We start from the raw sequence: 25,725 nt of genomic DNA, 5'->3' as shown, positions 1-25,725 counted from the left end.
TCTAAATAAAATAATAGTATAATTTTATTATTGGTACAAGCAATAATGTTATTGAAGAATTATATATAAGTTATAAAAAAAGCACCGATTAAAATTAATCGATGCTTTTGGCTAATTTTTAATAAAATCTAGCCAGTGAGGAAGGGTTTCTGAAAGTTGTCGATAAGTACGATCGAAGCGATGATCATACCAGGGATCAGCAATTTCTACTCCTTGCTTATCTGGTAAAATATCATAACAGAGTTTAATCTTATTAAGGTCTTCTTGGCTAGGAGCAATCCGTTTTAATTGATGAATATTTTGACTATCCATCCCAATAATCAAATCGGCCCATTTGAAATCATCTTTAGTAATTGGTCGAGAAGTATGACCAGCATAATTTAAAGCATGCTTATCCATTTCAGCTTGTGCTCCAGGATGAGGTGAATTACCAAATTCTTCACTACTAGTAGCGACAGATTTAACAAAAATTTGTTGTTCAAGATGTTGCTCAGCAATCATCTTTTTAAACATTGCTTCTGCCATAGGTGAACGACAAATGTTACCAAGGCAAACGAATAATACATTAGTCATTAACAATTACATCCTTTTAGTTTTTAATTAATGGTAGTTAATATTACCAAGCTTTTAAAAAAAGCGCAAATTATAAAGGACTTTTTTAGCATTTGGTTGTACAATTACAGTTAGTAACTAAGATTATATTAAAGGAGAGTCTAAATGGTAGTTAAAGACAATTATATTTTTATTAATACCAATCCATTAACTAATATGATTTGGTCTTATGGGATTACAGCTGCCGATTATATCAATGGTTTAGATGAACTTCCGGAAAGTATTATCTTATTAAACGATGATGAAGAGGCCGCTAATAATTATAACTCCCATATTAAATTTAACTTAGTCACGGGTTCGTCAGAAATAAGACGTTATCTACTCAAAAAAACCACAATACGTAAAAAATTCATTGATTTTAAAGGTGAAGATAGCTTAGCTAACCTTTTACCTACTGAAATTGCTGCCTTGCTTTATATGGCACATATGGGGGTTCCTATGCATCGCCCGTTTTCGTCTAAGTTAATGAATGAGTATATTTATTTAACTCAACCCGATGAAACTATTCGTAGCTACTATCGTCGTTTTTCTGATTTTAATCACATATTGGAAATCAGTATTAAACGTAATTTGCGCGAACTACATAATTCAAGAAGGATGTTTGCGAGATCCCTTGCGATTAAAGATATTGATAATTCAATCTTAATTGATTTAATTACCAAAGCTAACGACGGATTGATTATTATGTTTGGTGAGATTAAAGAACATAAAAGAAACTATCAAATTCCTTTATATATTTTAAATGACCCTGAGAAAGCATCGATTACTTTAAAAACTAATGAAATTAATCAAAATGCTACTTTATCTGGTCACTTGATTTATGATATTTTAAATAAACAATGGGATTTAAAATGGGAATAGTTAGTAAATTGAATTGGAGAGAATTTTAAATGAAAATGACAATTGGCGAAATAGCAAAAGCTGTTAATGCATCAACTACTGACTTGTCAACTGAAGTATTAAACACTGAAATTACCAACGTTTCTTTTGATACAAGACAACTTTTACCTGGAGCCTTGTTTGTTCCATTGTCTGGTGAAAATGATGGACATGATTATATTCAAAACGCAATTGAAAATGGGGCTACGGCTACTTTTTGGGATAAACGTCGCAAAAATGATTTACCATTAGAAATTCCAGCTCTTTTGGTTAATAATCCATTAGAAGCTTTACAAGAATTAAGCAAATATTACCTTAAAAAAATTAATCCCAAAGTAGTTGCTATTACAGGAAGCAATGGTAAAACCACTACTAAGGATATGGTTGCAGCTATTTTATCTAATGAATTTAATGTCACTAAGACTAAAGATAATTTTAATAATGAAATTGGCGTTCCCTTTACAGTTTTACAAATGGAACCTAATACGGAATGTTTAGTAGTGGAATTAGGTATGGATCGTCCCGGACAATTGGACTTTTTAAGTAAATTAGTTGAACCGGACTTTACTATCATCACTATGATTGGTGAAGCTCATATTGAATTCTTTGGCACGCGCGATAAAATTGCAGATGCTAAAATGGAAATTACTAATGGATTAAAAGATGATGGCTATTTCATCTACAATGGGGATGAACCATTGTTAGTAGAACGTGCTAAAGACTTAGATAACTTCGAAAAGACTTTTGGTTTAGGTACACAAAATGATATTTATCCAATTGATATTGTTAGCCAAGGTTCTAAAACAACTTTCAAAACTAATTTATGGGATGAAGAGTTTACGATTCCATTAATGGGAGATTATAATGTTTCGAATGCTTTAGCTGCAATCCTAGTAGGAAGTTTATTTAGACTTCATCCGCATTTAATTGCAGGAGCATTAAAGAAATTTGATCTAACCAAAAACCGTACGGAATGGTTAGTTGGAAATCATAATGAAAAAATTCTAAGTGACGTATATAATTCCAACCCTACGGCAGTTAAAGAGGTTTTACAGACTTTTAAGAAGGTTCCTACTAATAACCATCGTATTGCCGTTTTAGGAGATATGCTGGAACTAGGAGCCCATTCTAAAGAAATGCACGAGCAATTGGCTGATTATCTAAATCCTGAAGAATTTGATGAAATTTATTTAATTGGAAATGACATGAAAAATCTAAATGCAATATTAATTAATAAATTTTCTCCTGATAAAGTTCATTATTATGAAGATGGTGAATTAGATCAATTGAGTCATGATTTGCAAGCTAACTTAACTGGTGATGATATAGTGCTATTAAAAGCTAGTCACGGAATTCACCTCGAAAAAGTAATTAATAACTTAACTGAATAATTTGAAAAAAATAAACTTAAATCGATTACTAAGATTTGAGTTTATTTTTTTATTGAATAAAGAAACTTGCTTATTTATCCTAACCGGTGTAAACTTGAAAAGTTATTTTATAATGACATTATTTCGGTCAAACAAAAAGCGCACCATGAGAAACGGATTTTTCTTTAGCTATTTGTGGCACCACAGATTGTTTCAAATTTAGGAGGAAACATACTTGAAGTTTAGTGAATTAAATCTATCAGACCATATTTTATCAGCAATTGAAAAAAGTGGTTTTGAAGAAGCAACCCCAATCCAAGCAGAAACTATTCCATTGGTACTAGAAGGAAATGACGTTATCGGACAAGCCCAAACTGGTACCGGTAAAACCGCAGCCTTTGGTTTACCAATTCTTGAAAAAATTGATTTAAAAGACCCTAAGGTACAAGCATTAGTTATTTCACCAACTCGTGAATTAGCTATCCAAACCCAAGAAGAATTATATCGCTTAGGTAAAGATGAAGGTGCCAAGGTGCAAGCAGTTTATGGTGGTTCTGATATCAGACGCCAAATTAACTCACTTAAAAATCACCCACAAATTGTGGTTGGTACTCCTGGTCGTATTTTAGACCACATTAGAAGACGTACTTTAAAATTAGAAGATCTTAAATTTTTAGTTCTAGATGAAGCTGACGAAATGTTAGACATGGGATTCTTAGAAGATATTGAATCAATTCTTAAAGAAACTCCCGCATCTCGCCAAACTCTTTTATTCTCAGCAACTATGCCAGCTGGTATCAAACGTGTAGCTGTTCAATTTATGCGTGATCCTAAGCAGGTTAAAATTAAAGCTAAAGAATTAACTACTGACTTAATTGAACAATACTATGTAAAAGTAAAAGAATTCGAAAAATTTGATACAATGACTCGTTTCTTTGATGTTCAATCTCCTGAAGTTACTATTGTTTTCGGTCGTACTAAACGCCGAGTTGACGAAGTTTCTAAAGGACTTGAAGCTCGTGGCTATAAAGCTGCCGGTTTACATGGTGATTTAACTCAAGCTCGCCGATCACAAATTATGCGTGAATTTAAAAACGGTAAGATTGATTTCTTAGTAGCTACTGACGTGGCTGCCAGAGGTATTGATATTTCTGGAGTTACTCATGTTTATAACTATGATATTCCTCAAGACCCAGACAGTTATGTTCACCGTGTTGGTCGTACTGGCCGTGCCGGTAAAAAGGGTATTTCAGTAACTTTTGCTACTCCAAATGAAATGGATTATCTAAGAGAAATTGAAAAATTAACTAAGGTGCGTATGCTCCCATTAAAACCACCTACTAAAGAAGAAGCTATTGTTGGTCAATTAAGCTCAGCAGAAAGCGAAGTTGCTGACTTAGTTCAAAAGACTGATACTAGCATCTATAAAGATACTGCTGATAAATTGTTGACTGAATACGATGCAGTTGATTTAGTAGCAACTTTATTAAACCAACTTACTGGTGATTCTGACGTTAAGGTTAAAATTACTCCAGAACGTCCATTACCATCAAGACACCGTAAGAGCAATGGTGGTCGTCGTCGCAATGATCGTCGTGGTGGTGGCTATCGCGGAGGTCGTGGTAATGGTGGAGACCGTCGTCGTAATGGCAATGGTGATCGCCGTAATAATGACCGTCGTGGTGGCAACAACGATCGTCGTAACAATGGTAACGGTAATCGTCGTCGCAATGATAACAATGATCGCAAACGTAACAACGATCGACCAAAGAAAAACTTTACAATTAAAAATAACGATTAATAATCAAAAGCCAGAGAAGTTCTCTGGCTTTTTTTTGTACCATTAATATGGTACTATGAAGACTAAGTAAAAATTGAGGCATAGATTATGATAATTGGAATTGGCATAGATATAACAGAAGTAAAACGAATTAATCAGGTAAATCTTCGACAACCGAGGTTTGCCAAACGAGTTTTAACGGACAGTGAATATAAAGTTTATCAACAATTATCAAAGCAACAACAAAAATTATATTTAGCAGGAAGATTTTCTGCTAAAGAATCATTTAGTAAGGCGCTTGGTTTGGGAGTTGGACATGGATTTTCTTTTCAAGATTTATCAATTTTAAATGATGCAAATGGTAAACCAATTGCGATAAATCAACAATTTAATGGTAATATCCATGTTTCGATTTCTCATACCCACGACCTAGTGTTTACAGAAATAATTTTGGAAAACGAGGAGAATGCATTATGACAGTTGGAAATCATCGTCCCGCACAAATTGTTATTGATCAAAAAGCACTTTATGAAAATATTAGTAATGCTAAAAAGCATTTACAACCAAACACTAATCTTTTTATGGTTGTAAAAGCAGATGGTTACGGTCATGGAGCGGTTCAGGTGGCTCGAGTTGCTCAACAAGCTGGTGCTGATGGATTTTGTGTTTCGATCCTAGATGAAGCTTTGCAATTACGTCAGGCTGGAATTGTTGATGTACCTATTTTGGTATTGGGAATTATTGATCCATTAGATGCAATGGTTGCCGCAGAAAATCAAATTTCGGTTACCGTTGGTTCAATTGAATGGTTACAAAGAGCAGAACAAGTGCTTTCAGATCTACCAAATGAATCTCCAATTTTAAATATTCATTTTGGATTAGATACAGGAATGGGTAGAATTGGCTTCCAAAAACCATCGGAATTAAAAGATGCCATAAATTATTTAGAAAGTAATAATAATCATTTTAATTTTGAGGGAATTTTTACGCACTTTTCAACGGCTGATAGTTCTAATACCGATTACTTTGAAATTCAAAAGCAACGTTTTAAGGAATTTATGGAAGTAGTTGATAAAAAGCCTAAATACGTACATGTGGCTAACTCGGCCACTAGTCTATGGCATCAATATGGTCAAACTAACATTGTACGTTTAGGAATTGCTGGCTATGGCTTAAATCCTTCTGGTAGAGAAATCGCGGATTTACCATACCAGTTAAAACCGGCCATGTCATTTACTTCCAAATTAGTTTATACTAAGTATGTAGAAAAAGGCCGTTCTATTGGTTATGGAGCAACTTATGAAACTGATGAAGATCAGTGGATTGGAACGGTTCCAGTAGGCTATGCAGATGGCTATTCACGAAATATGCAGGGATACTATGTGTTGGTTGATGGCCAAAAATGTCCCGTAGTTGGACGAGTTTGCATGGATCAATTTATGATCCGACTTCCTAAAAAATATGATGTGAATACACCAGTTACCTTAATGGGAACATCTGGCAATGAAACTATCACTGCTGATGATATTGCTGACCATTTAGGAACAATTAGTTACGAAATTATTTGTGGATTTAGTGTACGTCTTCCAAGAAAATACATTTAACAACATTTTTTTCAAAATATAGTATATTATTTATATAAAGTAAACTTTTATTAGGGGTCCTATTTAATGAAATCTATGAGTAAACAACGTTTTTCAGTCATTTTAAATGATGAAGCTGCCAATCGCGTTCGTCAATGGTATGATGATATAGATATTTCTAATTTATCAACTGCTGATGTTGTGGTTAGCTACTTTTTTAGCGATTCAAAAACTATTGAATTGTTAATGAATGGCTATCGAGAAATGGCTAGTTTAAATCAGGAAATCACTAAAGCATTTACACCTTGTGAGGAAGAGGCTGATATTTGCTTTTTGAATTCATTACAAGTATTAGATAATTCAACGCTAGGATAAGGTTCCCAAAACTGGGGGTGTTTGTCAGTGAGTAACATTACCTACAAACGGGGAGATGTATTTTATGCGGACTTATCTCCGGTCGTTGGATCAGAACAGGGGGGTATGAGGCCAGTTCTGATTATCCAAAATGATGTTGGTAATCATTATAGTCCGACAATTATTGTTGCTGCGATAACTGCTAAAATTACTAAGCCTAAAATGCCAACGCATGTTGGTATAACTGAAGTAGATGGGGTTGAACGACCATCAGTAATTTTATTAGAACAAATTCGCACTATTGATAAGCAACGGTTAAGAGAAAAGGTTACTCATTTAAGTGATGCGGTCATGCTTGAAGTTGATAAGGCTTTAGAAATAAGCATTGGAGTTACTATGAAATGAAACCTTACATACATAAAAAATAGACTAAGCAGAAATATCTGCTTAGTCTATTTTTTATAGTTGTTTATTTATTACTTTTTTCTTCGACCAGGTTTTCGACTTCAACGACTTTATAATCTTTTCTCTCAAGAGCAGCAATAATTCGATTTACACGTTCTTTGTTAACATCACCGGGAAGTGTAAACATAATTCGATGAATTAATTTACTTTCCTGAGAATCTAGGGTAATAACACTTGCAATATAAGTGTATTTAGTAATAATTTTTGACATTTCTTCGAGTTCACCACGTTCACCACTAGCAATTACGGTTAATACGTAACTACCAACGTTAACATTCCAAGATTGGGAAAGCATATCTAGTAAACGAGTATGAGTTAAGATACCATAAAAATGATTGTCTTCATCTAAAACGGCAATAAAAGGTAAATCTTTAATTGAGAAAAATACTTTAAAGAAAGCTGAATCAATATTGATGAACTTGGTAGCATTTTTTAATAAAGTAGTAACTGGTAAATCCATTTCACCACCACGAGCAATGTGGCGATAAATATGCATTTTGTAGATATTTCCTCTAAAAATAGTACCGGTTTCATCAAGTATCGGAATACAACGATAACCAGAATCCTCTAATACGTCTAAAGCTTCTTGTAAAGTAGCATTTTCTTTGACGGTGGTTAGACGATCTTTAGGCTTGATAAGTGTTTTTAACAACATGGCAAACCCCTCCAACTTATATTTGACTTCCACTTTATAGTAACATATAACTTTTAAAGTAAGTAAATATTTTTGAATTAGTTTTAATAATTAGCAAATAAAAAAAGACCAACTAACACGTTGGTCTTTTTTATTTATTATTTGTTTAAGTTTGCTAAACCGTCAGCAGTAGTTTGACGTAAAGTATCAGCTGAAGCTTTCATTTTAGCTGCTTCGTCAGCATCTAAAGGAACTTCAAGAACTTTAGCAACACCTGAGGCGTTAATAACAGCTGGTGAACCGATGTAAATATCAGTTAAACCATATTCACCGTTCATTGGAGCACCAACAGGTAATACAGTGTTTTCATCACGTAAGATAGCTTTAGTAATACGCATTAGACAAGTACCAACACCGTAGAAAGTAGCACCTTTACGGTTGATAATTTCGTATGCTTTATTTCTAACACCATCTTCGATTTGAAGAAGATCATCTTTAGATAATCCAGCTTCTTTAGTTAATTCAACAAGTGGTTGTGAACCAACAGTTGCAGCACTGTAAGCAGCAAATTCTGAATCACCGTGTTCACCCATGATGTAAGCATTGATTGAACGAGGATCAATGTTTAATTTGTGACCTAAAGCAACTTGTAAACGTGAAGTATCAAGTGAAGTACCTGAACCGATAACGCGTTCTTTAGGGAATCCAGAGAATTTTTGTGCAGCATAAGTTAAGATATCAACTGGGTTAGCAGCAACCACGATAATACCATCAAAACCAGAATCAACGATTGGTTTGATAATTGATTGCATAATTTTTAGATTCTTGTTAACAAGATCTAAACGAGTTTCACCTGGTTTTTGAGGTGCACCGGCAGTAATAACAACAACATCTGCATCAGCACAGTCATTGTAATCACCTGCATAGATGTTTTTTGGAGAAGTGAAGACAGTTGCATCTTCTAAATCAAGAGCATCTCCTTCGGTTCTTTCCTTAACAACATCAATAATAACGAATTCTTCAGCGATACCTTGTTGTACCATTGAGAATGCAAATGATGAACCAACAGCACCGTCACCAACTAGGGCAACTTTTTGACGACCTAAAGCCATAATAAATAACTTCCTCTCATATTAAGATAGTAACTACCGATAAATTATACCATGTTCTTCACAAATTTATAAGGGTATGAAAGTCTTATAGTCAGATTTAATTAAAATAATAACAATATGGTATAATTCACATAAAGTAAGCAAGCTGAACAAATAATTTTGTTCAGCCTTTTGTGTTGAATATAGGAGAAATAATTATGAAAATGATCGTTGGATTAGGAAATATCGGACCACAATATGATAATACTAGACATAATACTGGTTTTATTGTGGTTGATGCGTTCGCTGCTGAACATAATATCGAATTAAATAATCGTAAGTTAAACGCTAAGTTTGGAATTGGAATGGTTGGTACACAAAAAGTTATTTTAGTGGAACCCACTACTTTTATGAATGAATCAGGAAGAGCTGTTAGACCTCTAATGGATTACTATGATATTGATATTAATGATGTGATCATAGTTCATGATGATATGGATTTACCAGTAGGCAAGCTTAGAATTAAAGCTAAGGGATCTGCAGGTGGCCATAATGGAATTAAAAGTTTAATTGATCATTTAGGTACTCGTGAATTTACTCGATTAAAAGTAGGTATTGGTCATCCAGCTAATAATAATGTAGTGGATCATGTTCTAGGTAAATTTAATAAAGATGAAGTTCCCTTATTAAATCAAACTGTTGACCAGTCCATGGAATTATTGAATGAATGGGTAAATGGAGCTAGTGTTTCTAATTTAGCTAATCAATTTAATTAAGGAGTGGTATATGTGAAACTTAGTCAAATATTGACAACATTACCGCAATACGACCAATTGATTACGGCCATTCCTAATAAAGACCGGCAATTGGTAACGGGAATGAATGACTCTTCAATGGTTTTGTTAATTGATACTTTATTTGAAAATTTAACTCAACCGATGCTAATTGTCTGCGATACTTTATATCATGCTGAACAAATGATGGATGATTTAAGTAATTTAGTTAATAATAATCAGTTATATGAGTTTCCCGTCGAAGAAACGGTAGCTGCTGAAATTGCTACTAGCTCGCCGGATTATCGGGCTCAACGAGTTACTGCATTACATGCGCTAATTACTAAAAAACCAGCGGTCGTTGTTACTTCAGTATCTGGTATTAATCGCTTATTACCAACCGTACAACAATTTGAAAATATGCAATTACAGTTGAAACTAGGTTCCGATTATGAAATCGATCAGCTTCAGTTACTGTTAAATCAAATGGGATATACTAAACAAAATTTAGTAGCTGCTCCGGGCGAATTTTCTATTCGTGGTTCTATTATGGATATTTATCCCTTAAATAATGAGTATCCGGTTAGAGTTGATTTTTTTGATACGGAAGTTGACTCCATGAGAGTTTTTGATGCAGCGACTCAAAGAAGCATTGAAAATATTGAAGAAATTACTGTTTTACCGGCTAATGATTTATTGGTTACTGATGAACAACGCTTACAAGCGGTAGATAAGTTGCAAAAGGATATGAAAAAATATGCGGATAGCTTGTCTCAATCCGATCAAGAACAGTTTATGTCCAATTTAGAAATGCGTTTAAGTGATCTTAAGAAGGGACTCTATGATCCACGCTGGCTATTATTTACTGAATATTTTTATGATAAAAAAACTTCAATTTTAGACTATTTAGGTAGTGACGGCATCGTAGTCTTAAATGACTATTCTAGAATATTAGATACTGAAAAACAGTTGGCCACGGATGAAGCTAATTGGTTAACTAGTAAAATTGAAAATTTAGAAGTTCTGCCTAAACTTTCATATACTAATACTTTTTCTAAAATAATTAGCCATGATCAGCATGCTCAATTATTATTTTCACTATTTAAAAAAGGTCTCGGCCGATTAAAGTTAGCCCAAATTATTGAGATAACCACCCGACCAATGCAACAATTTTATTCACAAATGCCGATGCTTAAATCAGAAATCGATCGTTTCCAACAAGAAAAACAAACTGTAGTTATTATGGTTGAAAATGAAAATCGATTAGATAAAGTTAAAAGCACCTTAAGTGATTTTAAGATCCAAGTTAAATCGACAGACTTAGAACACTTAGACTTGCATGAGGTGCAACTAGTAACAGGAAATCTATCAGCGGGATTTGAAATTCCAATTGGTGCGATTGCCTTTATTACGGAAAAAGAAATGTTTGGCCAAGTAGCTAAAAAAACTCGACGAGTTCAGACATTTAACAATGCTCAACGAATTAAAAATTATACTGATTTAAAACCTGGTGATTATGTGGTACACGTTAATCACGGGATTGGTAAATTCGAAGGAATGCAAACCTTAGAGGTAGATGGCTTACATCAAGACTATTTAACCATTGCTTATCAAAAAAACGATAAGTTATTTATTCCAGTTACTCAGTTAAATTTAATCCAAAAATATGTATCATCAGAAGATAAGACACCTAAAGTAAGCAAATTAGGGGGCAGTGAATGGGCTAAGACCAAACGTAAGGTAGCTGCTAAAATTGAGGATATAGCTGATGATTTAATTGAGTTATATGCCCAACGAAACAAAGAAGTTGGTTTTGCCTTTCCTAAGGATGATGCCATGCAACATGATTTTGAAAATGATTTTCCATATAATGAGACTCCTGATCAAATTAGAAGTACCCAAGAGATTAAAGATGATATGGAAAAACGTCATCCCATGGATCGTTTGCTAGTGGGGGATGTAGGTTTCGGTAAAACGGAAGTAGCCTTAAGGGCTGCATTTAAAGCCATTGATGGTGGCAAGCAGGTAGCAATGCTAGTTCCTACTACTATATTGGCTCAGCAACATTACGAAACTATGTTGAACCGGTTTAAAAACTATGCCATTGAGGTTCGAGTTTTATCCCGTTTCCAAACTAAGGCCCAAGTTAAAGAAACCTTGGCTGGTTTAAAAGATGGTAGTGTTGATATGGTAGTTGGTACTCATAGACTATTGTCTAAAGACGTTGAATTTAAAGACCTAGGTCTATTAATTATTGACGAAGAGCAACGGTTTGGAGTAAAGCATAAAGAGAAAATTAAACAATTAAGTACTAATATTGATGTTTTGACTTTAACGGCCACTCCAATTCCTCGCACCTTAAATATGTCTATGATGGGAGTTAGAGACCTATCTGTCATTGAAACTCCTCCATCTAATCGATATCCAATTCAAACATATGTCATGGAACAAAATGCCGGTGCTATTCGGGATGGAATCGAACGAGAACTAGCTAGAAATGGTCAAGTCTTTTACTTGCATAATCGCGTTGAAGACATTGAAAAAGTCGTAGCTAATTTACAAGAATTAGTTCCCGATGCCCGAATCACTTATATTCATGGCCAAATGACTGAGAAACAATTAGAAGATGTTTTAGTTGAATTTATCGGTGGCAAGTATGATGTGTTAGTTACAACCACCATTATTGAGACCGGGGTTGATATTTCTAACGTTAATACGTTATTTGTTGAGAACGCTGATCATATGGGATTATCGCAGCTTTATCAATTGCGTGGTCGAATTGGCCGGAGTAGTCGCATTGCCTATGCTTATTTTATGTACCAACCTAATAAAGTATTAACAGAAATTGGTGAAAAACGATTAGAAGCTATTCGAGATTTCACAGAATTGGGTTCTGGATTTAAGATTGCTATGCGCGACTTATCAATTCGAGGAGCAGGAAACATTTTAGGTCAGCAACAGCATGGATTTATTGATTCAGTAGGCTATGATTTATACACGCAGATGCTAGAAGACGCAGTATCTCAAAAACAAGGCAAAACGAAAACTTATCAAACTGATGCTACCATTGAAATTGATGTTGAAGCCTATTTACCTAGTGAATATATTGAAGATGGTCGCCAAAAGATTGAGCTATATAAACGTATTCGCCAAATTAGCAATATTGATCAGTTAAATGAGGTTACAGATGACTTAATGGATCGTTTTGGTGATTATCCTCAGCCAGTGGCTAATTTATTAAAAGTATCAGAAATTAAGGCGAACGCAGACTATGCAATGATTGAAAAGATTCAACAAGATAGTCCAAAATTAAATTTAACTTTTGCTAAATTAGCTTCTGATGAATATAGTAGTAAAGATCTATTAGAAGCCATTGCAACAACTGATTTTCGAGCAACTATCAATACCCTAGATGATAAATATCAAATCAAGTTAGTCATTCAACCCAACCTTACTGATTGGTTAGAACAGCTAGCTACTTTAGTGAATAAATTAGCTGAAATTAGACATCGACATGTAGAGGAAGCAGCTGATGCATGAGGTAAATCAAAAAGCCCTTAAGGGAACATATTTATTAACATTAGCAGCATTAATTGCCAAAGTACTAAGTGCTTTTTATCGCATTCCTTTTCAAAATTTAGTTGGTAATCGTGGCTTTTACGTTTATCAACAAATTTATCCGATTTATGGAATTGGGATGACTTTAGCTTTAAATGGGTTACCAACTTTTATTTCTAAACTGGTCGCAGAAAATGAAGATGCTAATCAGCGTGAATTGGTAATTCGAGATACTTCTAGAATATTAATTATGACTTCAATGAGTATTTTTATGTTGCTATACTTTGGTTCATTTATGCTAGCCGATTTGATGGGAGATATATTGTTAGCGCCCGTCATTAAATCAGTTAGCTGGATGTTTTTATTGATGCCGTATTTATCAATGAGCCGCGGATACTATCAAGGAATATTAGATATGCGACCAACGGCTTATTCTCAGGTTATTGAGCAATTTATCCGAGTCAGTATTATTATATTGGTTGCTTATTTATCTTCTAAAATGAACTATGATCCTTATAAAACTGGCACGCTAGCCATGTTATCATCACCGATTGCGGGGTTAGTAGCGTTGATCGTGATTCTGCCGAAAAGTTTCTTCTTATTTAATCGCGATCAATTTCAATTTAAAATTAACAAGCGATTAGCTAAAAAGCTGCTAATAGAAGGTGGGACTATCTGCCTGATTACAGCAATTATGGTGATTTTACAATTGGTAGATTCTTTTTCGGTGGTGAATGGATTAAAGCAAATGGGTAAAGGAATCTATTGGTCGCAAAATGTTAAGGGAATTTATGATCGTGCTCAAACCTTGGTCCAGTTGGGATTGGTTTTGGGGGTATCGGCCTCTTCGGCGATGCTACCAACATTAACCTTATTGTTTAAAAAGCAGCGTGAAGATCAATTTTGGCAGTTAACGAAAAATATTTTCCATGTTAATTTGGCAATTGCGATGGCTATCTGGGTAGGTTTAACCGCTTTAATGCCTGAAATAAATCGACTTTTATTCAAGACAGCTAGTTTAGATCTTACTATTAGTATTTATTGTTTTAGTATTATTTTAGTGACGATTTTGTTGATCTATAACAGCATCTTATTGAGTCGCAATATCTATTTACCATTAATCAAAGCGGTTCTTTTAGGAATTATAGTTAAAGTATTAATTACTAAATTGATGGTTATTAAATTAGGAATCATAGGTGCTAGTTTATCAACTGTTTTAAGTTTAGCTAGTATGCTACTATTGTTAAAATTCCATTCAGGTGTTAAAGTTCCTAAAATAGTTAAATCAATTCAGGTTACTAAATTAATATTTTTATTATTGTTTATGGGAATTGGTGTTAGACTAGTGGCTAACGGACTTAATTTAATGTTATTTAATAACTTACGAATCAACAGTTTTATAATATTGTTAATTAACATTCCACTAGGAGTGATAATTTTTATTTTAGGAAGTTTGAAACTAAAATTATTTACACTTGAAGAATGGAATCAAGTACCGTTGCTCAAAAAGTTTATACGAATACGAAAGTAATAGGAGAAGTTATGAGACTAGATAAATTTTTAAAAGTATCCAGAATTATTAAGCGCCGTTCAGTAGCTAAGGAAATTGCAGATAAAGGCAGAATCTCAATTAATGGTAAAGTAGCCAAATCTTCAAGCGATGTTCGTTCTGGGGATGAAATTGAAATTCATTTTGGAAATAAGACTTTAACAGTTAAAGTTAAAGAATTATTAGATACTACTAAAAAAGATGATGCCATTCGTATGTATGAAATTGTTAGTGAAGATTACGCTCAAAATTTTAAAGACTAAAAGTTTAACATAAGGTAAAGTTGTAAAAAGTTGCATAGACAACCTAATTTCGAATTGCTATACTCAAATTATTAACAAATAGGGAGAGTTTAGTTATGGAAATGTATGGTGGGAATGTTAGAAAGTTAGATAATGAATTTACTAGACAACACGAACAAAAAATTCGTGAACATCACAAAATTCAAGCTGCTAAGAAAATTAGCAGTCGTCAAAATATCATTCGACTTTCACTATCATGTGTTTTTGTAATTTTTGCATTATTATTTACCTTCCAAATCATCAGTGCACATGCTAGTTTAAATAGCTTAAATTCTCGAATCCAAGCTAAATCAGTTAGCATTGGTATGCAAAAAGCGGAAACAGTTAAACTCAATCAAGAAGTAAAACAATTAAACGATAAAGACTATGTAGAAAAAATTATCCGTGACAAATACTACTATACTAAACCCGGCGAAACTGTTTATAGTTTCCCAAATGAAGTAGCAAATGATGTTAAATAAGGAACTATCAATTCTTACTGATAGTTCCTTATTTTTTTGAAACAATTTAGTGACAAACCTAATTTAAAGTATGCTATACTAATAGCATTATTTATACAATTTTGTATAGGAGGAAATATAATTTAGATGGCAATTGAAGTTGGGCAGAAAGTAAATGGTAAGGTATCTGGAATTACCAATTTTGGGGCTTTCGTTGATTTAGGAAATGATAAAACAGGATTAGTGCATATTAGTGAAGTATCTGACGGATTTGTTAAAGATATTCATGATGTACTTAAAGTTGGAGACGATGTAGTAGTTAAGGTACTAAAAGTTGACGATAAAAAAATTAGTTTGTCAATTCGTAAAGCATCGGATCGTCCAAAACCTAAAGACCAGGATTCTAACCATCATGGGGGACATGCAACACGTAACCATGACAGCAACCGTCACTACCAAGGAAATGCAAATAGTAACCGTAGAAGCGTTAAGAAAACTGCTAGTTTTGATGACTTAATGTCAGGTTTTCTTAAAGACAGTGAAGATCGTTTATCTACCTTACGTAAAAACACCGAAGGTAAACGTGGTGGCCGCGGTGGAAGACGCAGTTAGTGTTAATGAAATCTAGGGATCGAATACGAATAGCCGTATCGATCTTTTTTGCTATTTGGAGGTAAAAATTGAATCTTCAGCAAAAGTTTAATTTCTTAGTTCGCGATAAAAAATGGTGGAAAGCTGATCAAAAGGTAGTAGTAGCAGTTTCTACTGGGGTTGACTCCATGGTACTGGTAAATTTATTAGAAAATTTACCACATACTTTACGACCACAGATTATAGTGGCTTACGTAGATCATGATTTACGTAAGCAGAGTAAGCAAGAAACTCAGTTTATAAAAGACTATTGTAAGAAACATCATCTAAGCTTAGAAACTACTTTTTGGCCGAAAATGGATCATCCCAAGCATGGAATTGAAGAAGCGGCTAGGAACTTTCGATATACGTTTTTTAACCAAGTGATGCTTCAATACAATGCTTCAATTCTATTAACCGCACATCATGGTGATGATTTAGCTGAAACTATTTTAATGAAATTAGTGCGAGGCGGTAAATTGGCCCAATTAATTGGTATTAAGGAAGTTCGTTCATTTTATAGTGGAAAATTAATTCGGCCCCTTTTGAGTTTTAGTAAGTCTAGTATTCGGCAATATGCTACAAAGTATAAATTACAGTGGTATGAAGATGTAACTAATCAGCAGTTAGAAGTTTTTAGAAACCGTGTTCGCAATCTGTATCTTCCCAAACTAAAAACGGAAAATTCTCGTTTGTTAGATCATTTACTAGCTTACTCGCGTCAAATTGACGATAATGAATCGGTTTTAAATGAACTACTCCAACCGGTGGTGCAGCAAGTCATGTCTGGTCAAGATGAGATTGATTTAGTTAGTTTAAAAAAGTATTCGCAAAAAACTCAAATGGTAATTTTAGAACAAATTTTAGGCCAAAATCTACTCGTTAAAAAATTTAAACAAGATCAAATTATTCAATTGGTTAAATTAATTAATAATCTACAAAAACCACAGGGTTATGTATGGATTGATCAATTTAAATTTGAAAAAAAATATGATCGAATTAAAATTCAAAAAAATGTGTTAGAAACGCAAAATAACGATAAAATACCAAGCGAGTTTGTGTTAGTATTAAACAAATGGTTTTTGACACTTAATCGTTTGAAAATTCAGATAAGCCCAGTAAAGGATCTTAAATTAGCGAATTTATGGTTATTGGATTCGGACTTTCCTTTGACAATCAGGAAAGCTCACCAAGATGATAAACTTGCATTAAAAAATGGCCATCAATCAATTGAACGAGCTCTAATTAATGCAAAAATTCCTAGTGATCAACGGTCTAATACTCAGCTATTAATTAATAGTAAGAAAGAAGTGCTTGCTATTATTGGTGTAAAAAACGCTTATCGACCCATTAATGTTAATGCCAAACCATATATATTAAAAATTAATTGATAAATGAAAGGGAATTTTAATGAACAACGATATTTTAAAAACCTTATATAGTAAAGAAGATATTCAAACAGCATGTAAACGTTTAGGAAAAGAAATCTCTACCTTTTATAAAGGAAAAACTCCAATCGTAATCGGGGTTTTAAAGGGATCAATGTTCTTTATGGCTGACCTAGTTAGATATGCCGATATTTACATGGAATTAGATTTTATGGATGTTTCGAGTTATCATGGTGGTCTTTCTTCATCAGGAGAAGTAAAATTAGTAACAGATATAACTAAGGATGTTTCAGGAAGAGACATTTTGATTGTGGAAGACATTGTCGACACAGGTAGAACTTTGAAATTTCTTATGGATACTTTAAAAGATCGTGGTGCCAAATCAATTGAAGTTTGTTCATTATTAGATAAACCAAGTGGACGAGTGGTAGAAGCTAGTTCTAAATTTGTTGGTTTTGAAGTTCCTAATGAATTTGTAGTTGGTTATGGATTAGACTATGATGAAAAATATCGTAATCTTCCATATATCGGTGTTTTAAAACCAGAAATTTATTCTACTAAGTAATGGTCAAAAATGGTCAAATATGTTAATATCAGGACATCAACATAAAAAATATTTTTATGAGGAGGATATTGATGAACTCAAATAAAAATGGGAATGGACTTTTTAAAAATAGTCTGTTCTACATTGTAGTATTTTTGTTGATCATGGGAGTTATTTACTTCTTTAACGGAAGTAATAATGGTACTCAATCACAAGAAATTCAATCCAGTCAATTTGTCCAAAATTTAAAAGATAATCAGGTTAAGAGTTTTTCAGTTCAACCTTCTGGTGGAGTTTATAAAATTTCTGGTAGCTATCGTAAACCACAAAAAGCCAATGATTCCGCATCTAACAGCTTTTTAGTTAAAAACAATCGTCAAAGTAATAATGTCGAACGATTTACTACTACAGTTTTAGAAAACAATTCATCGATTGCTGAAATTACTAAGGCTTCTCAAAGTAATAATGTAAAAATGAATGTTAAACCGGAAGAATCTAGTGGATTTTGGGTAAACTTATTGGTTACTATTGTTCCATTAATTATTTTAGTCTGGATCTTTTATTCAATGATGGGTCGTGCTGGCGGCCAAGGCGGCGGAAATGGTCGAGTTATGAACTTCGGTAAATCTCGTGCCAAACCAGCCGACAGTAAAAAGAATACGGTTAGATTTTCAGATGTTGCCGGTGAAGAAGAAGAAAAACAAGAACTTGTTGAAGTTGTTGAATTTCTTAAAGACCCTAGAAAATTTACCTCGCTTGGGGCTATTATTCCCCATGGGGTACTTTTAGAGGGACCTCCCGGAACTGGTAAGACTTTATTAGCTAAGGCTGTAGCTGGTGAAGCTGGCGTTCCTTTCTTCTCAATTTCTGGTTCTGATTTCGTTGAAATGTTTGTCGGGGTAGGTGCTAGTCGTGTGCGTGACTTATTTGAACAGGCTAAAAAAGCTGCTCCTGCAATCATATTTATTGATGAAATTGATGCCGTTGGTAGAAAACGTGGTAATGGTATGGGAGGCGGACACGATGAACGTGAACAAACCCTTAACCAATTATTAGTTGAAATGGACGGATTTAGTGGTAATGAAGGAGTAATCGTTATTGCTGCTACTAACCGTGCAGATGTTTTAGACCCTGCGTTAACTCGTCCAGGACGTTTTGATCGTAAGATCTTAGTAGGACGCCCTGATATTAATGGACGTGAAGCTATCTTAAAAGTTCATGCTAAAAATAAACCATTAACAAATGATGTTGATTTACATGAAGTTGCCCAACAAACACCTGGTTTTGTAGGGGCTGATCTTGCTAACTTGCTTAATGAAGCTGCTTTATTAGCTGCTCGCCGCAATAAAAAGCAAATTGATGCTAGTGACTTAGACGAAGCTGAAGACCGAGTAATTGCGGGACCGGCTAAACGTAATCGAGTAATTTCACAAAAAGAACGACAAACGGTTGCATACCATGAAGCTGGTCATACAATTGTTGGTTTAGTATTAAATGATGCTCGAGTAGTTCACAAGGTTACCATTGTTCCTCGTGGACGCGCTGGAGGTTATGCAATTATGCTTCCTAAAGAAGATCAACAGTTATTGTCTAAGAAAGATGCTATGGAACAAATTGCTGGTTTGATGGGTGGACGCGCCGCTGAAGAGATTATCTTTGATTCACAATCTTCAGGAGCTTCAAACGATTTCGAACAAGCTACTAATATGGCACGTGCCATGGTTACCCAATATGGTATGAGTGAAAAATTAGGAACTGTTCAATTAGAAAATCCTAGTCAAGAAACTTATGGACCAAGATATTCACAACAAACTGCAGCAGAAATTGATGAAGAAGTTCGTCGATTTACTGATGAAGGTCATCAACAAGCAATTAAAATTATTCAAGAACATCGTGAACAACATAAGGTTATTGCTGAAGCATTACTTAAATATGAAACTTTGGATGAAAAACAAATTATTTCATTATTTAAGACTGGTCATATGCCAGAAGATGATAACAGTAATGAATTTCCAAGTGAACATGCAGCAACTTTTGAAGAATCTAAACGTGAACTTGAACGTCGTGAAGCAGAACGACAAAAACATATGGAAAATAATTCCGACACCTCTAAAAAGGACAATCAAGATAATGTACCACATGATTATCCAGATGAAGATGTTGAAAAACCAGATGAAATTGTTAATCCGCCAAAAGATCGCCATGATCATGATGATGATTCAAATAATTTCTAATACATTTGCGAGTTTAGGATTTTCCTAAGCTCGTTTTTGTTATTTCAATACAAATACGGAGAAAATTATGAAAGATTATTTAGTTAAAACTATTACCAAAGACAATCAATTTAGAGCTTATGCCATTACTGCTAAAGAAACGGTTAACACTGCTCAAAAGGATCATAATACTTTAAGTGCTTCTTCGGCCGCTTTAGGACGTTCGATTGTTGCTTCTACATTATTGGCATCCTCATTGGATAAGAGTGGGGCAATTATTTCTACTAAGATTAATGGTGGTGGTCCAGTCGGTAGCATTATTGTTGATAGTGATTCTAAAGGACATGTTAAAGGGTATATTCAAAATCCCCAAGTCCATTTACCATTAAACGATCATCATAAGATTGATGTTGGTAAAGCGGTGGGAATTAACGGATTTTTACAAGTAACTAAGATGTTAAAAGGAATGGAACCTACAAATAGTAGTGTGCCTTTAACATCTGGTGAGATTGGTGACGACTTTACTTTTTATTTAGCACAATCGGAACAAATTCCTTCAGCAGTTGGTGTATCTGTTTTTGTAAATGATGATAATACCATTGGTGCTGCTGGTGGTTACTTTATTCAAGTTTTACCGGGGGCCAGTGATGAATCGATTACCAAATTAGAAGAACGCCTTCGATCATTACCAATGCTGTCTGAATTATTATTAGCAGATCAAACTCCCGAAGCAATTTTAGAATTAATTTTTGGTAGTGACAATCTAAAAGTGTTGGAACAAATCCCAGTTGAATTTTATTGTGATTGTTCTAAAAAACAATTTGGTGATGATTTAACGGGATTACCAATTGATCAACTAGAAACCATGCTAAATGAAGATCACGGAGTCAGCGTTACTTGCAATTTCTGTGAATCACACTATGAATATTCAGAAGATGAATTAAAGGAAATTATTGAGATTGCTAAAAGCAAAGCAAATGATTAACAATCTATTTTTTTGATAATTTTTGTGATACGATAAAAAACGCATATTTTATATTGAGTTAAATGTTTAATGAGGTGAAAAAATGGAGTGGAAAATTGGTGACGTTACTATTCCGAATCAGGTAGTTGTAGCGCCAATGGCTGGTGTAACTAATTCAGCCTTTCGTGTAATTTGTAAAAAATTTGGTGCCGGTTTAGTAGTTTGCGAAATGATTTCGGATCGCGGAATCATGTATAAGAACCAAAAAACTCTTGATATGATGTTTGTTGATCCAGTTGAACATCCAATGAGTATTCAAATTTTTGGTGGCACTAAGGAAACTTTAGTGGAAGCTGCTAAATTTGTTGATCAAAATACTAATGCGGATATTATTGATATCAATATGGGATGTCCGGTTAATAAAGTAGTTAAGACGGATGCAGGTGCTCGTTGGTTATTAGACCCTAACAAAGTTTATGAAATGGTTTCATATGTTACTGATGCAGTTAAAAAACCAGTAACTGTAAAAATGAGAACTGGTTGGGATGAAAATCATATATTAGCAGTTGAAAATGCCCTTGCTGCTGAACGCGCCGGAGCTAGTGCTTTAGCAATGCATGGTCGAACTAGAAAACAAATGTATACTGGTCATGCAGATTGGGATATTTTAAAAGAAGTAGCCAGTCAAATTAAGATTCCATTTATGGGTAATGGTGATATTAAAACCCCTCAAGATGCTAAACGCATGTTGGAAGAAATTGGTGCCGATGCAGTAATGATGGGTCGTGCTGTAGAAGGTAACCCTTGGGTACTAAAACAAACTGAACATTATTTAGCTACTGGTGAATTAATTGATGAACCCTCAGCTACTGAAAAAATTGAAACAGCTAAAGAACATTTGCATCGCTTAGTTGAATTAAAAGGTGACTATGCAGGTTCACATGAATTTAGAGGCCAAGCTGCTTATTACTTAAAGGGCATCTCTCATTCAGCTAGAACTAAAGCAGCTTTAAATAATGCTGATGGTGAAAAGGCAATGGATGAAATTTTTGATGAATTCCTTGATAAAACCTTAGAACGTGAAGCAAAACGTTCAGAAATTATCGAATAAAATTTCGTTAATTATGGTATGATTATTTACAACAATGACGTGACTAGGAGGTTTAACTTTGGCAAAAGACAAAGAAATGAATGATCAGTTGATCGTTCGTAGACAAAAACTTGATGAATTAAGAGAAGAAGGAATTGATCCATTTGGTCATCGATTTGAAAGAACTCATTTAATGAGTCAACTTCATGATGAATACGGTGATATGGATAAAGATGAACTTGCGGATAAAAATGTACAGGTGACCGTCGCCGGAAGAATGGTTTCTAAACGTGGTAAGGGTAAAGTTGGATTTGCTGATTTGAAGGATCGAAGTGGCAAAATTCAAATTTATGTTCGTAAAGATGTTGTTGGCGAAGACGTTTACCATATTTTTAAACGTTCTGATTTAGGAGATCACCTTGGATTTGGTGGTCAACTTATTAAAACTGATACTGGTGAGCTAACTATTCGAGCAGAATCAATTACTTTCTTATCTAAAGCTCTTCGTCCTTTACCAGATAAATATCATGGTTTACAAAACCAAGAACAAATTTATCGTCAAAGATATCTAGATTTAATTGCCAACCAAGATAGCTTTGATCGTTTCCAAAAACGTAGCAAGATTATTTCTACAGTTAGAAGTTACCTTGATGGTAATGGATTTACTGAAGTTGAGACTCCTGTTCTTCACAACCAAGCAGGTGGTGCTAGTGCTAGACCATTTATTACACACCACAACGCTTTGAATATTGATCTATACTTACGAATTGCGCTTGAACTCCATTTGAAACGATTAATTGTTGGTGGAATGGAACGAGTTTATGAAATTGGCCGAGTATTTAGAAATGAAGGAATGGATACTAGACATAATCCTGAATTTACTATGCTAGAGTCTTATGCAGCTTACTGGGATTTCCACGATGTTATGGACGAAACTGAGGGGATTTTTAAAGCAGCTTCTAAAGTTGTAAGTGATAATGGAATTATTCAATATCATGAACAAGAAGTTAATTTGAATAAAGAATTTGATCGAATCCACATGGTTGATGCGATTAAAAAATACACAGGAATTGATTTTTGGCAACCAATGAGTGATGAAGATGCTAAAAAACTAGCTGATGAAAATCATATTCACTATGAAAGTTTCTGGAAAACAGGCCACATTATTAATGCCTTCTTCGAGGAATTTGTGCAACCTAAGTTAATTAATCCTACTTTTATTTATGGACATCCAATTGAAATTTCTCCATTAGCTAAGAAAAATGCTGATGATCCTAGATTTACTGATCGTTTTGAACTTTATATCGTTGGTGATGAATTTGCTAATGCATTTACTGAACTTAATGATCCAATTGATCAAAAAGAACGTTTTGAAGCACAGGCACAAGAACGTCAAGAAGGTAATGATGAAGCTGAGTCAATTGATGAAGACTACATCGAAGCCTTAGAATACGGTATGCCACCAACTGGAGGTTTAGGTATTGGTATTGATCGCTTAGTTATGTTATTAACTGATGCACCATCAATTCGCGATGTTTTACTATTCCCTACTATGCGTCCAGAAGATAATACTGAAAAATAAAAAAAGATGACTATTTAGTCATCTTTTTTTATTGACAAAACTTATTAATTATAATATTATTATTTATGCTGTTTGATACCGATAACTTATTAAATTTAATTTTAAAAAAGTTGTTGACGCAAGCAATTGAATCTGTTATTATTAAATAGTTGTCAAAACGGTAATAAATAAGTTATGACAACGAAGTAGATCTTTGAAAACTGAACAAAGTTTCGATTAAACAAATGTGCAGGGCGTCATAAATCATTTCGGTTTATGACCAAAACATTTGCGAAGTCAATTCGCTAGTAAATAGAACAACAAAATGAGCTTACAAGCTTAATCATTTTTAAAATGAGAGTTTGATCCTGGCTCAGGACGAACGCTGGCGGCGTGCCTAATACATGCAAGTCGAACGCGTCCTCGTTTAAAACAATTGGTGCTTGCACCGAGCGTTTTAAACATTGGGACGAGTGGCGAACTGGTGAGTAACACGTGGGTAACCTGCCCTAAAGCAGGGGATAACACTTGGAAACAGGTGCTAATACCGTATAACAACTGAAACCGCATGGTTTCGGTTTAAAAGGTGGTTTTGCTACCACTTTAGGATGGACCCGCGGCGCATTAGCTAGTTGGTGAGATAATAGCCCACCAAGGCAATGATGCGTAGCCGACCTGAGAGGGTAATCGGCCACATTGGGACTGAGACACGGCCCAAACTCCTACGGGAGGCAGCAGTAGGGAATCTTCCACAATGGACGAAAGTCTGATGGAGCAACGCCGCGTGAGTGAAGAAGGGTTTCGGCTCGTAAAACTCTGTTGTTGGAGAAGAACAGGTGTGATAGTAACTGATCATGCTTTGACGGTATCCAACCAGAAAGCCACGGCTAACTACGTGCCAGCAGCCGCGGTAATACGTAGGTGGCAAGCGTTGTCCGGATTTATTGGGCGTAAAGCGAGCGCAGGCGGTTTTTTAAGTCTGATGTGAAAGCCTTCGGCTTAACCGAAGAAGTGCATCGGAAACTGGGAGACTTGAGTGCAGAAGAGGACAGTGGAACTCCATGTGTAGCGGTGAAATGCGTAGATATATGGAAGAACACCAGTGGCGAAGGCGGCTGTCTGGTCTGTAACTGACGCTGAGGCTCGAAAGCATGGGTAGCGAACAGGATTAGATACCCTGGTAGTCCATGCCGTAAACGATGAGTGCTAAGTGTTGGAGGGTTTCCGCCCTTCAGTGCTGCAGCTAACGCATTAAGCACTCCGCCTGGGGAGTACGACCGCAAGGTTGAAACTCAAAGGAATTGACGGGGGCCCGCACAAGCGGTGGAGCATGTGGTTTAATTCGATGCAACGCGAAGAACCTTACCAGGTCTTGACATCTTCTGCCAACCTCAGAGATGAGGCGTTCCCTTCGGGGACAGAATGACAGGTGGTGCATGGCTGTCGTCAGCTCGTGTCGTGAGATGTTGGGTTAAGTCCCGCAACGAGCGCAACCCTTATTGTTAGTTGCCAGCATTTAGTTGGGCACTCTAGCAAGACTGCCGGTGACAAACCGGAGGAAGGTGGGGATGACGTCAAGTCATCATGCCCCTTATGACCTGGGCTACACACGTGCTACAATGGACGGTACAACGAGTCGCGAAGTCGCGAGGCTAAGCTAATCTCTTAAAGCCGTTCTCAGTTCGGATTGCAGGCTGCAACTCGCCTGCATGAAGTCGGAATCGCTAGTAATCGTGGATCAGCATGCCACGGTGAATACGTTCCCGGGCCTTGTACACACCGCCCGTCACACCATGAGAGTTTGTAACACCCAAAGTCGGTGAGGTAACCTTTTGGGGCCAGCCGCCTAAGGTGGGACAGATGATTAGGGTGAAGTCGTAACAAGGTAGCCGTAGGAGAACCTGCGGCTGGATCACCTCCTTTCTAAGGAATAAAGGAAGCCTGC

General features: G+C 35.1%; 22 protein-coding genes and 1 rRNA gene. 20 read left to right on the top strand and 3 right to left on the bottom strand.

The features are described from left to right. Positions 1-111: 111 nt before the first annotated feature. Positions 112-573: a low molecular weight protein-tyrosine-phosphatase gene (locus tag LHL71_RS05180; protein WP_227360746.1), complete on the bottom strand. Its 462-nt coding sequence runs from the start codon at positions 571-573 to the stop codon at positions 112-114. Positions 574-717: 144 nt separating this feature from the next. Between LHL71_RS05180 and LHL71_RS05175 the strand changes: the two genes are divergently transcribed. The 7 genes from LHL71_RS05175 to LHL71_RS05145 all read left to right on the top strand — a co-directional run bounded on the left by LHL71_RS05175 (position 718) and on the right by LHL71_RS05145 (position 6,983). Then, on the top strand, positions 718-1,473 hold the full coding sequence (locus tag LHL71_RS05175) for a hypothetical protein (RefSeq protein WP_227360745.1): 756 nt from the start codon (positions 718-720) through the stop codon (positions 1,471-1,473). A gap of 29 nt (positions 1,474-1,502) precedes the next feature. Continuing rightward, positions 1,503-2,882 (top strand): UDP-N-acetylmuramoyl-tripeptide--D-alanyl-D-alanine ligase, encoded by a 1,380-nt coding sequence (locus LHL71_RS05170; protein ID WP_227360744.1) that lies wholly within the window; start codon positions 1,503-1,505, stop codon positions 2,880-2,882. A 214-nt stretch (positions 2,883-3,096) separates the two neighbouring features. Next, positions 3,097-4,662 (top strand): degradosome RNA helicase CshA, encoded by a 1,566-nt coding sequence (gene cshA / locus LHL71_RS05165; protein WP_227360743.1) that lies wholly within the window; start codon positions 3,097-3,099, stop codon positions 4,660-4,662. An 87-nt stretch (positions 4,663-4,749) separates the two neighbouring features. Further along, the gene (acpS, locus tag LHL71_RS05160) at positions 4,750-5,118 is read left to right on the top strand and encodes a holo-ACP synthase (protein WP_227360742.1); all 369 of its coding nucleotides are present in this window, start codon (positions 4,750-4,752) and stop codon (positions 5,116-5,118) included. Next, the gene (gene alr / locus LHL71_RS05155; protein ID WP_227360741.1) at positions 5,115-6,245 is read left to right on the top strand and encodes an alanine racemase; all 1,131 of its coding nucleotides are present in this window, start codon (positions 5,115-5,117) and stop codon (positions 6,243-6,245) included. Before acpS ends, alr begins: the two co-directional genes overlap by 4 nt. 66 nt (positions 6,246-6,311) lie before the next feature. Then, positions 6,312-6,599 (top strand): antitoxin, encoded by a 288-nt coding sequence (locus LHL71_RS05150; RefSeq protein WP_227360740.1) that lies wholly within the window; start codon positions 6,312-6,314, stop codon positions 6,597-6,599. Between the two features lie 27 nt (positions 6,600-6,626). Next, complete coding sequence (locus LHL71_RS05145) at positions 6,627-6,983, top strand: type II toxin-antitoxin system PemK/MazF family toxin (protein WP_283812365.1); 357 nt, start codon at positions 6,627-6,629, stop codon at positions 6,981-6,983. A 64-nt stretch (positions 6,984-7,047) separates the two neighbouring features. Here the strand turns inward: LHL71_RS05145 and cbpA are convergent, their stop codons facing one another. Together cbpA and LHL71_RS05135 are read right to left on the bottom strand one after the other, a co-directional pair. Beyond that, positions 7,048-7,698, bottom strand: coding sequence for a cyclic di-AMP binding protein CbpA (gene cbpA, locus LHL71_RS05140; RefSeq protein ID WP_227360739.1), 651 nt, complete (start codon positions 7,696-7,698; stop codon positions 7,048-7,050). A gap of 137 nt (positions 7,699-7,835) precedes the next feature. Next, positions 7,836-8,789, bottom strand: a complete 954-nt coding sequence (locus LHL71_RS05135) for an L-lactate dehydrogenase (RefSeq protein ID WP_227360738.1) — start codon at positions 8,787-8,789, stop codon at positions 7,836-7,838. A 197-nt stretch (positions 8,790-8,986) separates the two neighbouring features. Between LHL71_RS05135 and pth the strand changes: the two genes are divergently transcribed. The 13 genes from pth (at position 8,987) to LHL71_RS05070 (ending at position 25,703) form a co-directional block, all read left to right on the top strand. Further along, a complete protein-coding gene (gene pth, locus LHL71_RS05130; protein ID WP_227360737.1) occupies positions 8,987-9,544 on the top strand; it encodes an aminoacyl-tRNA hydrolase in 558 nt (185 codons plus the stop codon). A gap of 12 nt (positions 9,545-9,556) precedes the next feature. Next, on the top strand, positions 9,557-13,081 hold the full coding sequence (gene mfd / locus LHL71_RS05125) for a transcription-repair coupling factor (RefSeq protein WP_430689981.1): 3,525 nt from the start codon (positions 9,557-9,559) through the stop codon (positions 13,079-13,081). Further along, a complete protein-coding gene (locus tag LHL71_RS05120) occupies positions 13,074-14,630 on the top strand; it encodes a putative polysaccharide biosynthesis protein (protein ID WP_227360736.1) in 1,557 nt (518 codons plus the stop codon). The genes mfd and LHL71_RS05120 overlap by 8 nt, the downstream gene beginning before the upstream one ends. Before the next feature lie 11 nt (positions 14,631-14,641). After that, positions 14,642-14,911, top strand: a complete 270-nt coding sequence (locus LHL71_RS05115; RefSeq protein ID WP_227360735.1) for an RNA-binding S4 domain-containing protein — start codon at positions 14,642-14,644, stop codon at positions 14,909-14,911. Positions 14,912-15,006: 95 nt separating this feature from the next. Further along, positions 15,007-15,411, top strand: coding sequence for an FtsB family cell division protein (locus LHL71_RS05110; RefSeq protein WP_227360734.1), 405 nt, complete (start codon positions 15,007-15,009; stop codon positions 15,409-15,411). Positions 15,412-15,537: 126 nt separating this feature from the next. Next, positions 15,538-16,002, top strand: coding sequence for a S1 domain-containing RNA-binding protein (locus LHL71_RS05105; protein WP_227360733.1), 465 nt, complete (start codon positions 15,538-15,540; stop codon positions 16,000-16,002). Positions 16,003-16,070: 68 nt separating this feature from the next. Continuing rightward, positions 16,071-17,411, top strand: a complete 1,341-nt coding sequence (gene tilS, locus LHL71_RS05100) for a tRNA lysidine(34) synthetase TilS (protein ID WP_227360732.1) — start codon at positions 16,071-16,073, stop codon at positions 17,409-17,411. Positions 17,412-17,430: 19 nt separating this feature from the next. Then, complete coding sequence (hpt, locus tag LHL71_RS05095; RefSeq protein WP_227360731.1) at positions 17,431-17,973, top strand: hypoxanthine phosphoribosyltransferase; 543 nt, start codon at positions 17,431-17,433, stop codon at positions 17,971-17,973. 71 nt (positions 17,974-18,044) lie between these two features. Then, positions 18,045-20,186 carry an ATP-dependent zinc metalloprotease FtsH gene (gene ftsH / locus LHL71_RS05090; protein ID WP_227360730.1) on the top strand — a complete coding sequence of 714 codons (2,142 nt, stop codon included), beginning with the start codon at positions 18,045-18,047 and terminating at the stop codon, positions 20,184-20,186. 67 nt (positions 20,187-20,253) lie between these two features. Continuing rightward, the gene (hslO, locus tag LHL71_RS05085; protein ID WP_227360729.1) at positions 20,254-21,150 is read left to right on the top strand and encodes an Hsp33 family molecular chaperone HslO; all 897 of its coding nucleotides are present in this window, start codon (positions 20,254-20,256) and stop codon (positions 21,148-21,150) included. Between the two features lie 82 nt (positions 21,151-21,232). After that, positions 21,233-22,240, top strand: coding sequence for a tRNA dihydrouridine synthase DusB (gene dusB / locus LHL71_RS05080; RefSeq protein WP_227360728.1), 1,008 nt, complete (start codon positions 21,233-21,235; stop codon positions 22,238-22,240). Positions 22,241-22,316: 76 nt separating this feature from the next. Next, the gene (gene lysS, locus LHL71_RS05075) at positions 22,317-23,801 is read left to right on the top strand and encodes a lysine--tRNA ligase (RefSeq protein ID WP_227361615.1); all 1,485 of its coding nucleotides are present in this window, start codon (positions 22,317-22,319) and stop codon (positions 23,799-23,801) included. 329 nt (positions 23,802-24,130) lie between these two features. Continuing rightward, positions 24,131-25,703 (top strand): 16S ribosomal RNA (locus LHL71_RS05070). Positions 25,704-25,725 lie beyond the last annotated feature (22 nt).

The sequence above is a fragment of the Lentilactobacillus laojiaonis genome, assembly GCF_020616595.1.
Taxonomy (GTDB): domain Bacteria; phylum Bacillota; class Bacilli; order Lactobacillales; family Lactobacillaceae; genus Lentilactobacillus; species Lentilactobacillus laojiaonis.
The sequence above is the reverse complement of the archived record's forward strand: the minus strand, read 5'-3'. Positions and strand labels throughout refer to the sequence as shown.

What these genes read in the sequence shown, in the direction of transcription:
- LHL71_RS05175 (WP_227360745.1), top strand. Translation starts at nt 718, where the DNA reads ATGGTAGTTAAAGACAATTATATTTTTATTAATACCAATCCATTAACT.
- dusB (WP_227360728.1), top strand. Translation starts at nt 21,233, where the DNA reads ATGGAGTGGAAAATTGGTGACGTTACTATTCCGAATCAGGTAGTTGTA.
- LHL71_RS05110 (WP_227360734.1), top strand. Translation starts at nt 15,007, where the DNA reads ATGGAAATGTATGGTGGGAATGTTAGAAAGTTAGATAATGAATTTACT.
- LHL71_RS05170 (WP_227360744.1), top strand. Translation starts at nt 1,503, where the DNA reads ATGAAAATGACAATTGGCGAAATAGCAAAAGCTGTTAATGCATCAACT.
- LHL71_RS05150 (WP_227360740.1), top strand. Translation starts at nt 6,312, where the DNA reads ATGAAATCTATGAGTAAACAACGTTTTTCAGTCATTTTAAATGATGAA.
- LHL71_RS05120 (WP_227360736.1), top strand. Translation starts at nt 13,074, where the DNA reads ATGCATGAGGTAAATCAAAAAGCCCTTAAGGGAACATATTTATTAACA.
- hpt (WP_227360731.1), top strand. Translation starts at nt 17,431, where the DNA reads ATGAACAACGATATTTTAAAAACCTTATATAGTAAAGAAGATATTCAA.
- hslO (WP_227360729.1), top strand. Translation starts at nt 20,254, where the DNA reads ATGAAAGATTATTTAGTTAAAACTATTACCAAAGACAATCAATTTAGA.
- pth (WP_227360737.1), top strand. Translation starts at nt 8,987, where the DNA reads ATGAAAATGATCGTTGGATTAGGAAATATCGGACCACAATATGATAAT.
- alr (WP_227360741.1), top strand. Translation starts at nt 5,115, where the DNA reads ATGACAGTTGGAAATCATCGTCCCGCACAAATTGTTATTGATCAAAAA.
- LHL71_RS05115 (WP_227360735.1), top strand. Translation starts at nt 14,642, where the DNA reads ATGAGACTAGATAAATTTTTAAAAGTATCCAGAATTATTAAGCGCCGT.
- LHL71_RS05180 (WP_227360746.1), bottom strand. Translation starts at nt 573, where the DNA reads ATGACTAATGTATTATTCGTTTGCCTTGGTAACATTTGTCGTTCACCT.
- LHL71_RS05105 (WP_227360733.1), top strand. Translation starts at nt 15,538, where the DNA reads ATGGCAATTGAAGTTGGGCAGAAAGTAAATGGTAAGGTATCTGGAATT.
- lysS (WP_227361615.1), top strand. Translation starts at nt 22,317, where the DNA reads ATGAATGATCAGTTGATCGTTCGTAGACAAAAACTTGATGAATTAAGA.
- cbpA (WP_227360739.1), bottom strand. Translation starts at nt 7,698, where the DNA reads ATGTTGTTAAAAACACTTATCAAGCCTAAAGATCGTCTAACCACCGTC.
- ftsH (WP_227360730.1), top strand. Translation starts at nt 18,045, where the DNA reads ATGAACTCAAATAAAAATGGGAATGGACTTTTTAAAAATAGTCTGTTC.
- acpS (WP_227360742.1), top strand. Translation starts at nt 4,750, where the DNA reads ATGATAATTGGAATTGGCATAGATATAACAGAAGTAAAACGAATTAAT.
- LHL71_RS05135 (WP_227360738.1), bottom strand. Translation starts at nt 8,789, where the DNA reads ATGGCTTTAGGTCGTCAAAAAGTTGCCCTAGTTGGTGACGGTGCTGTT.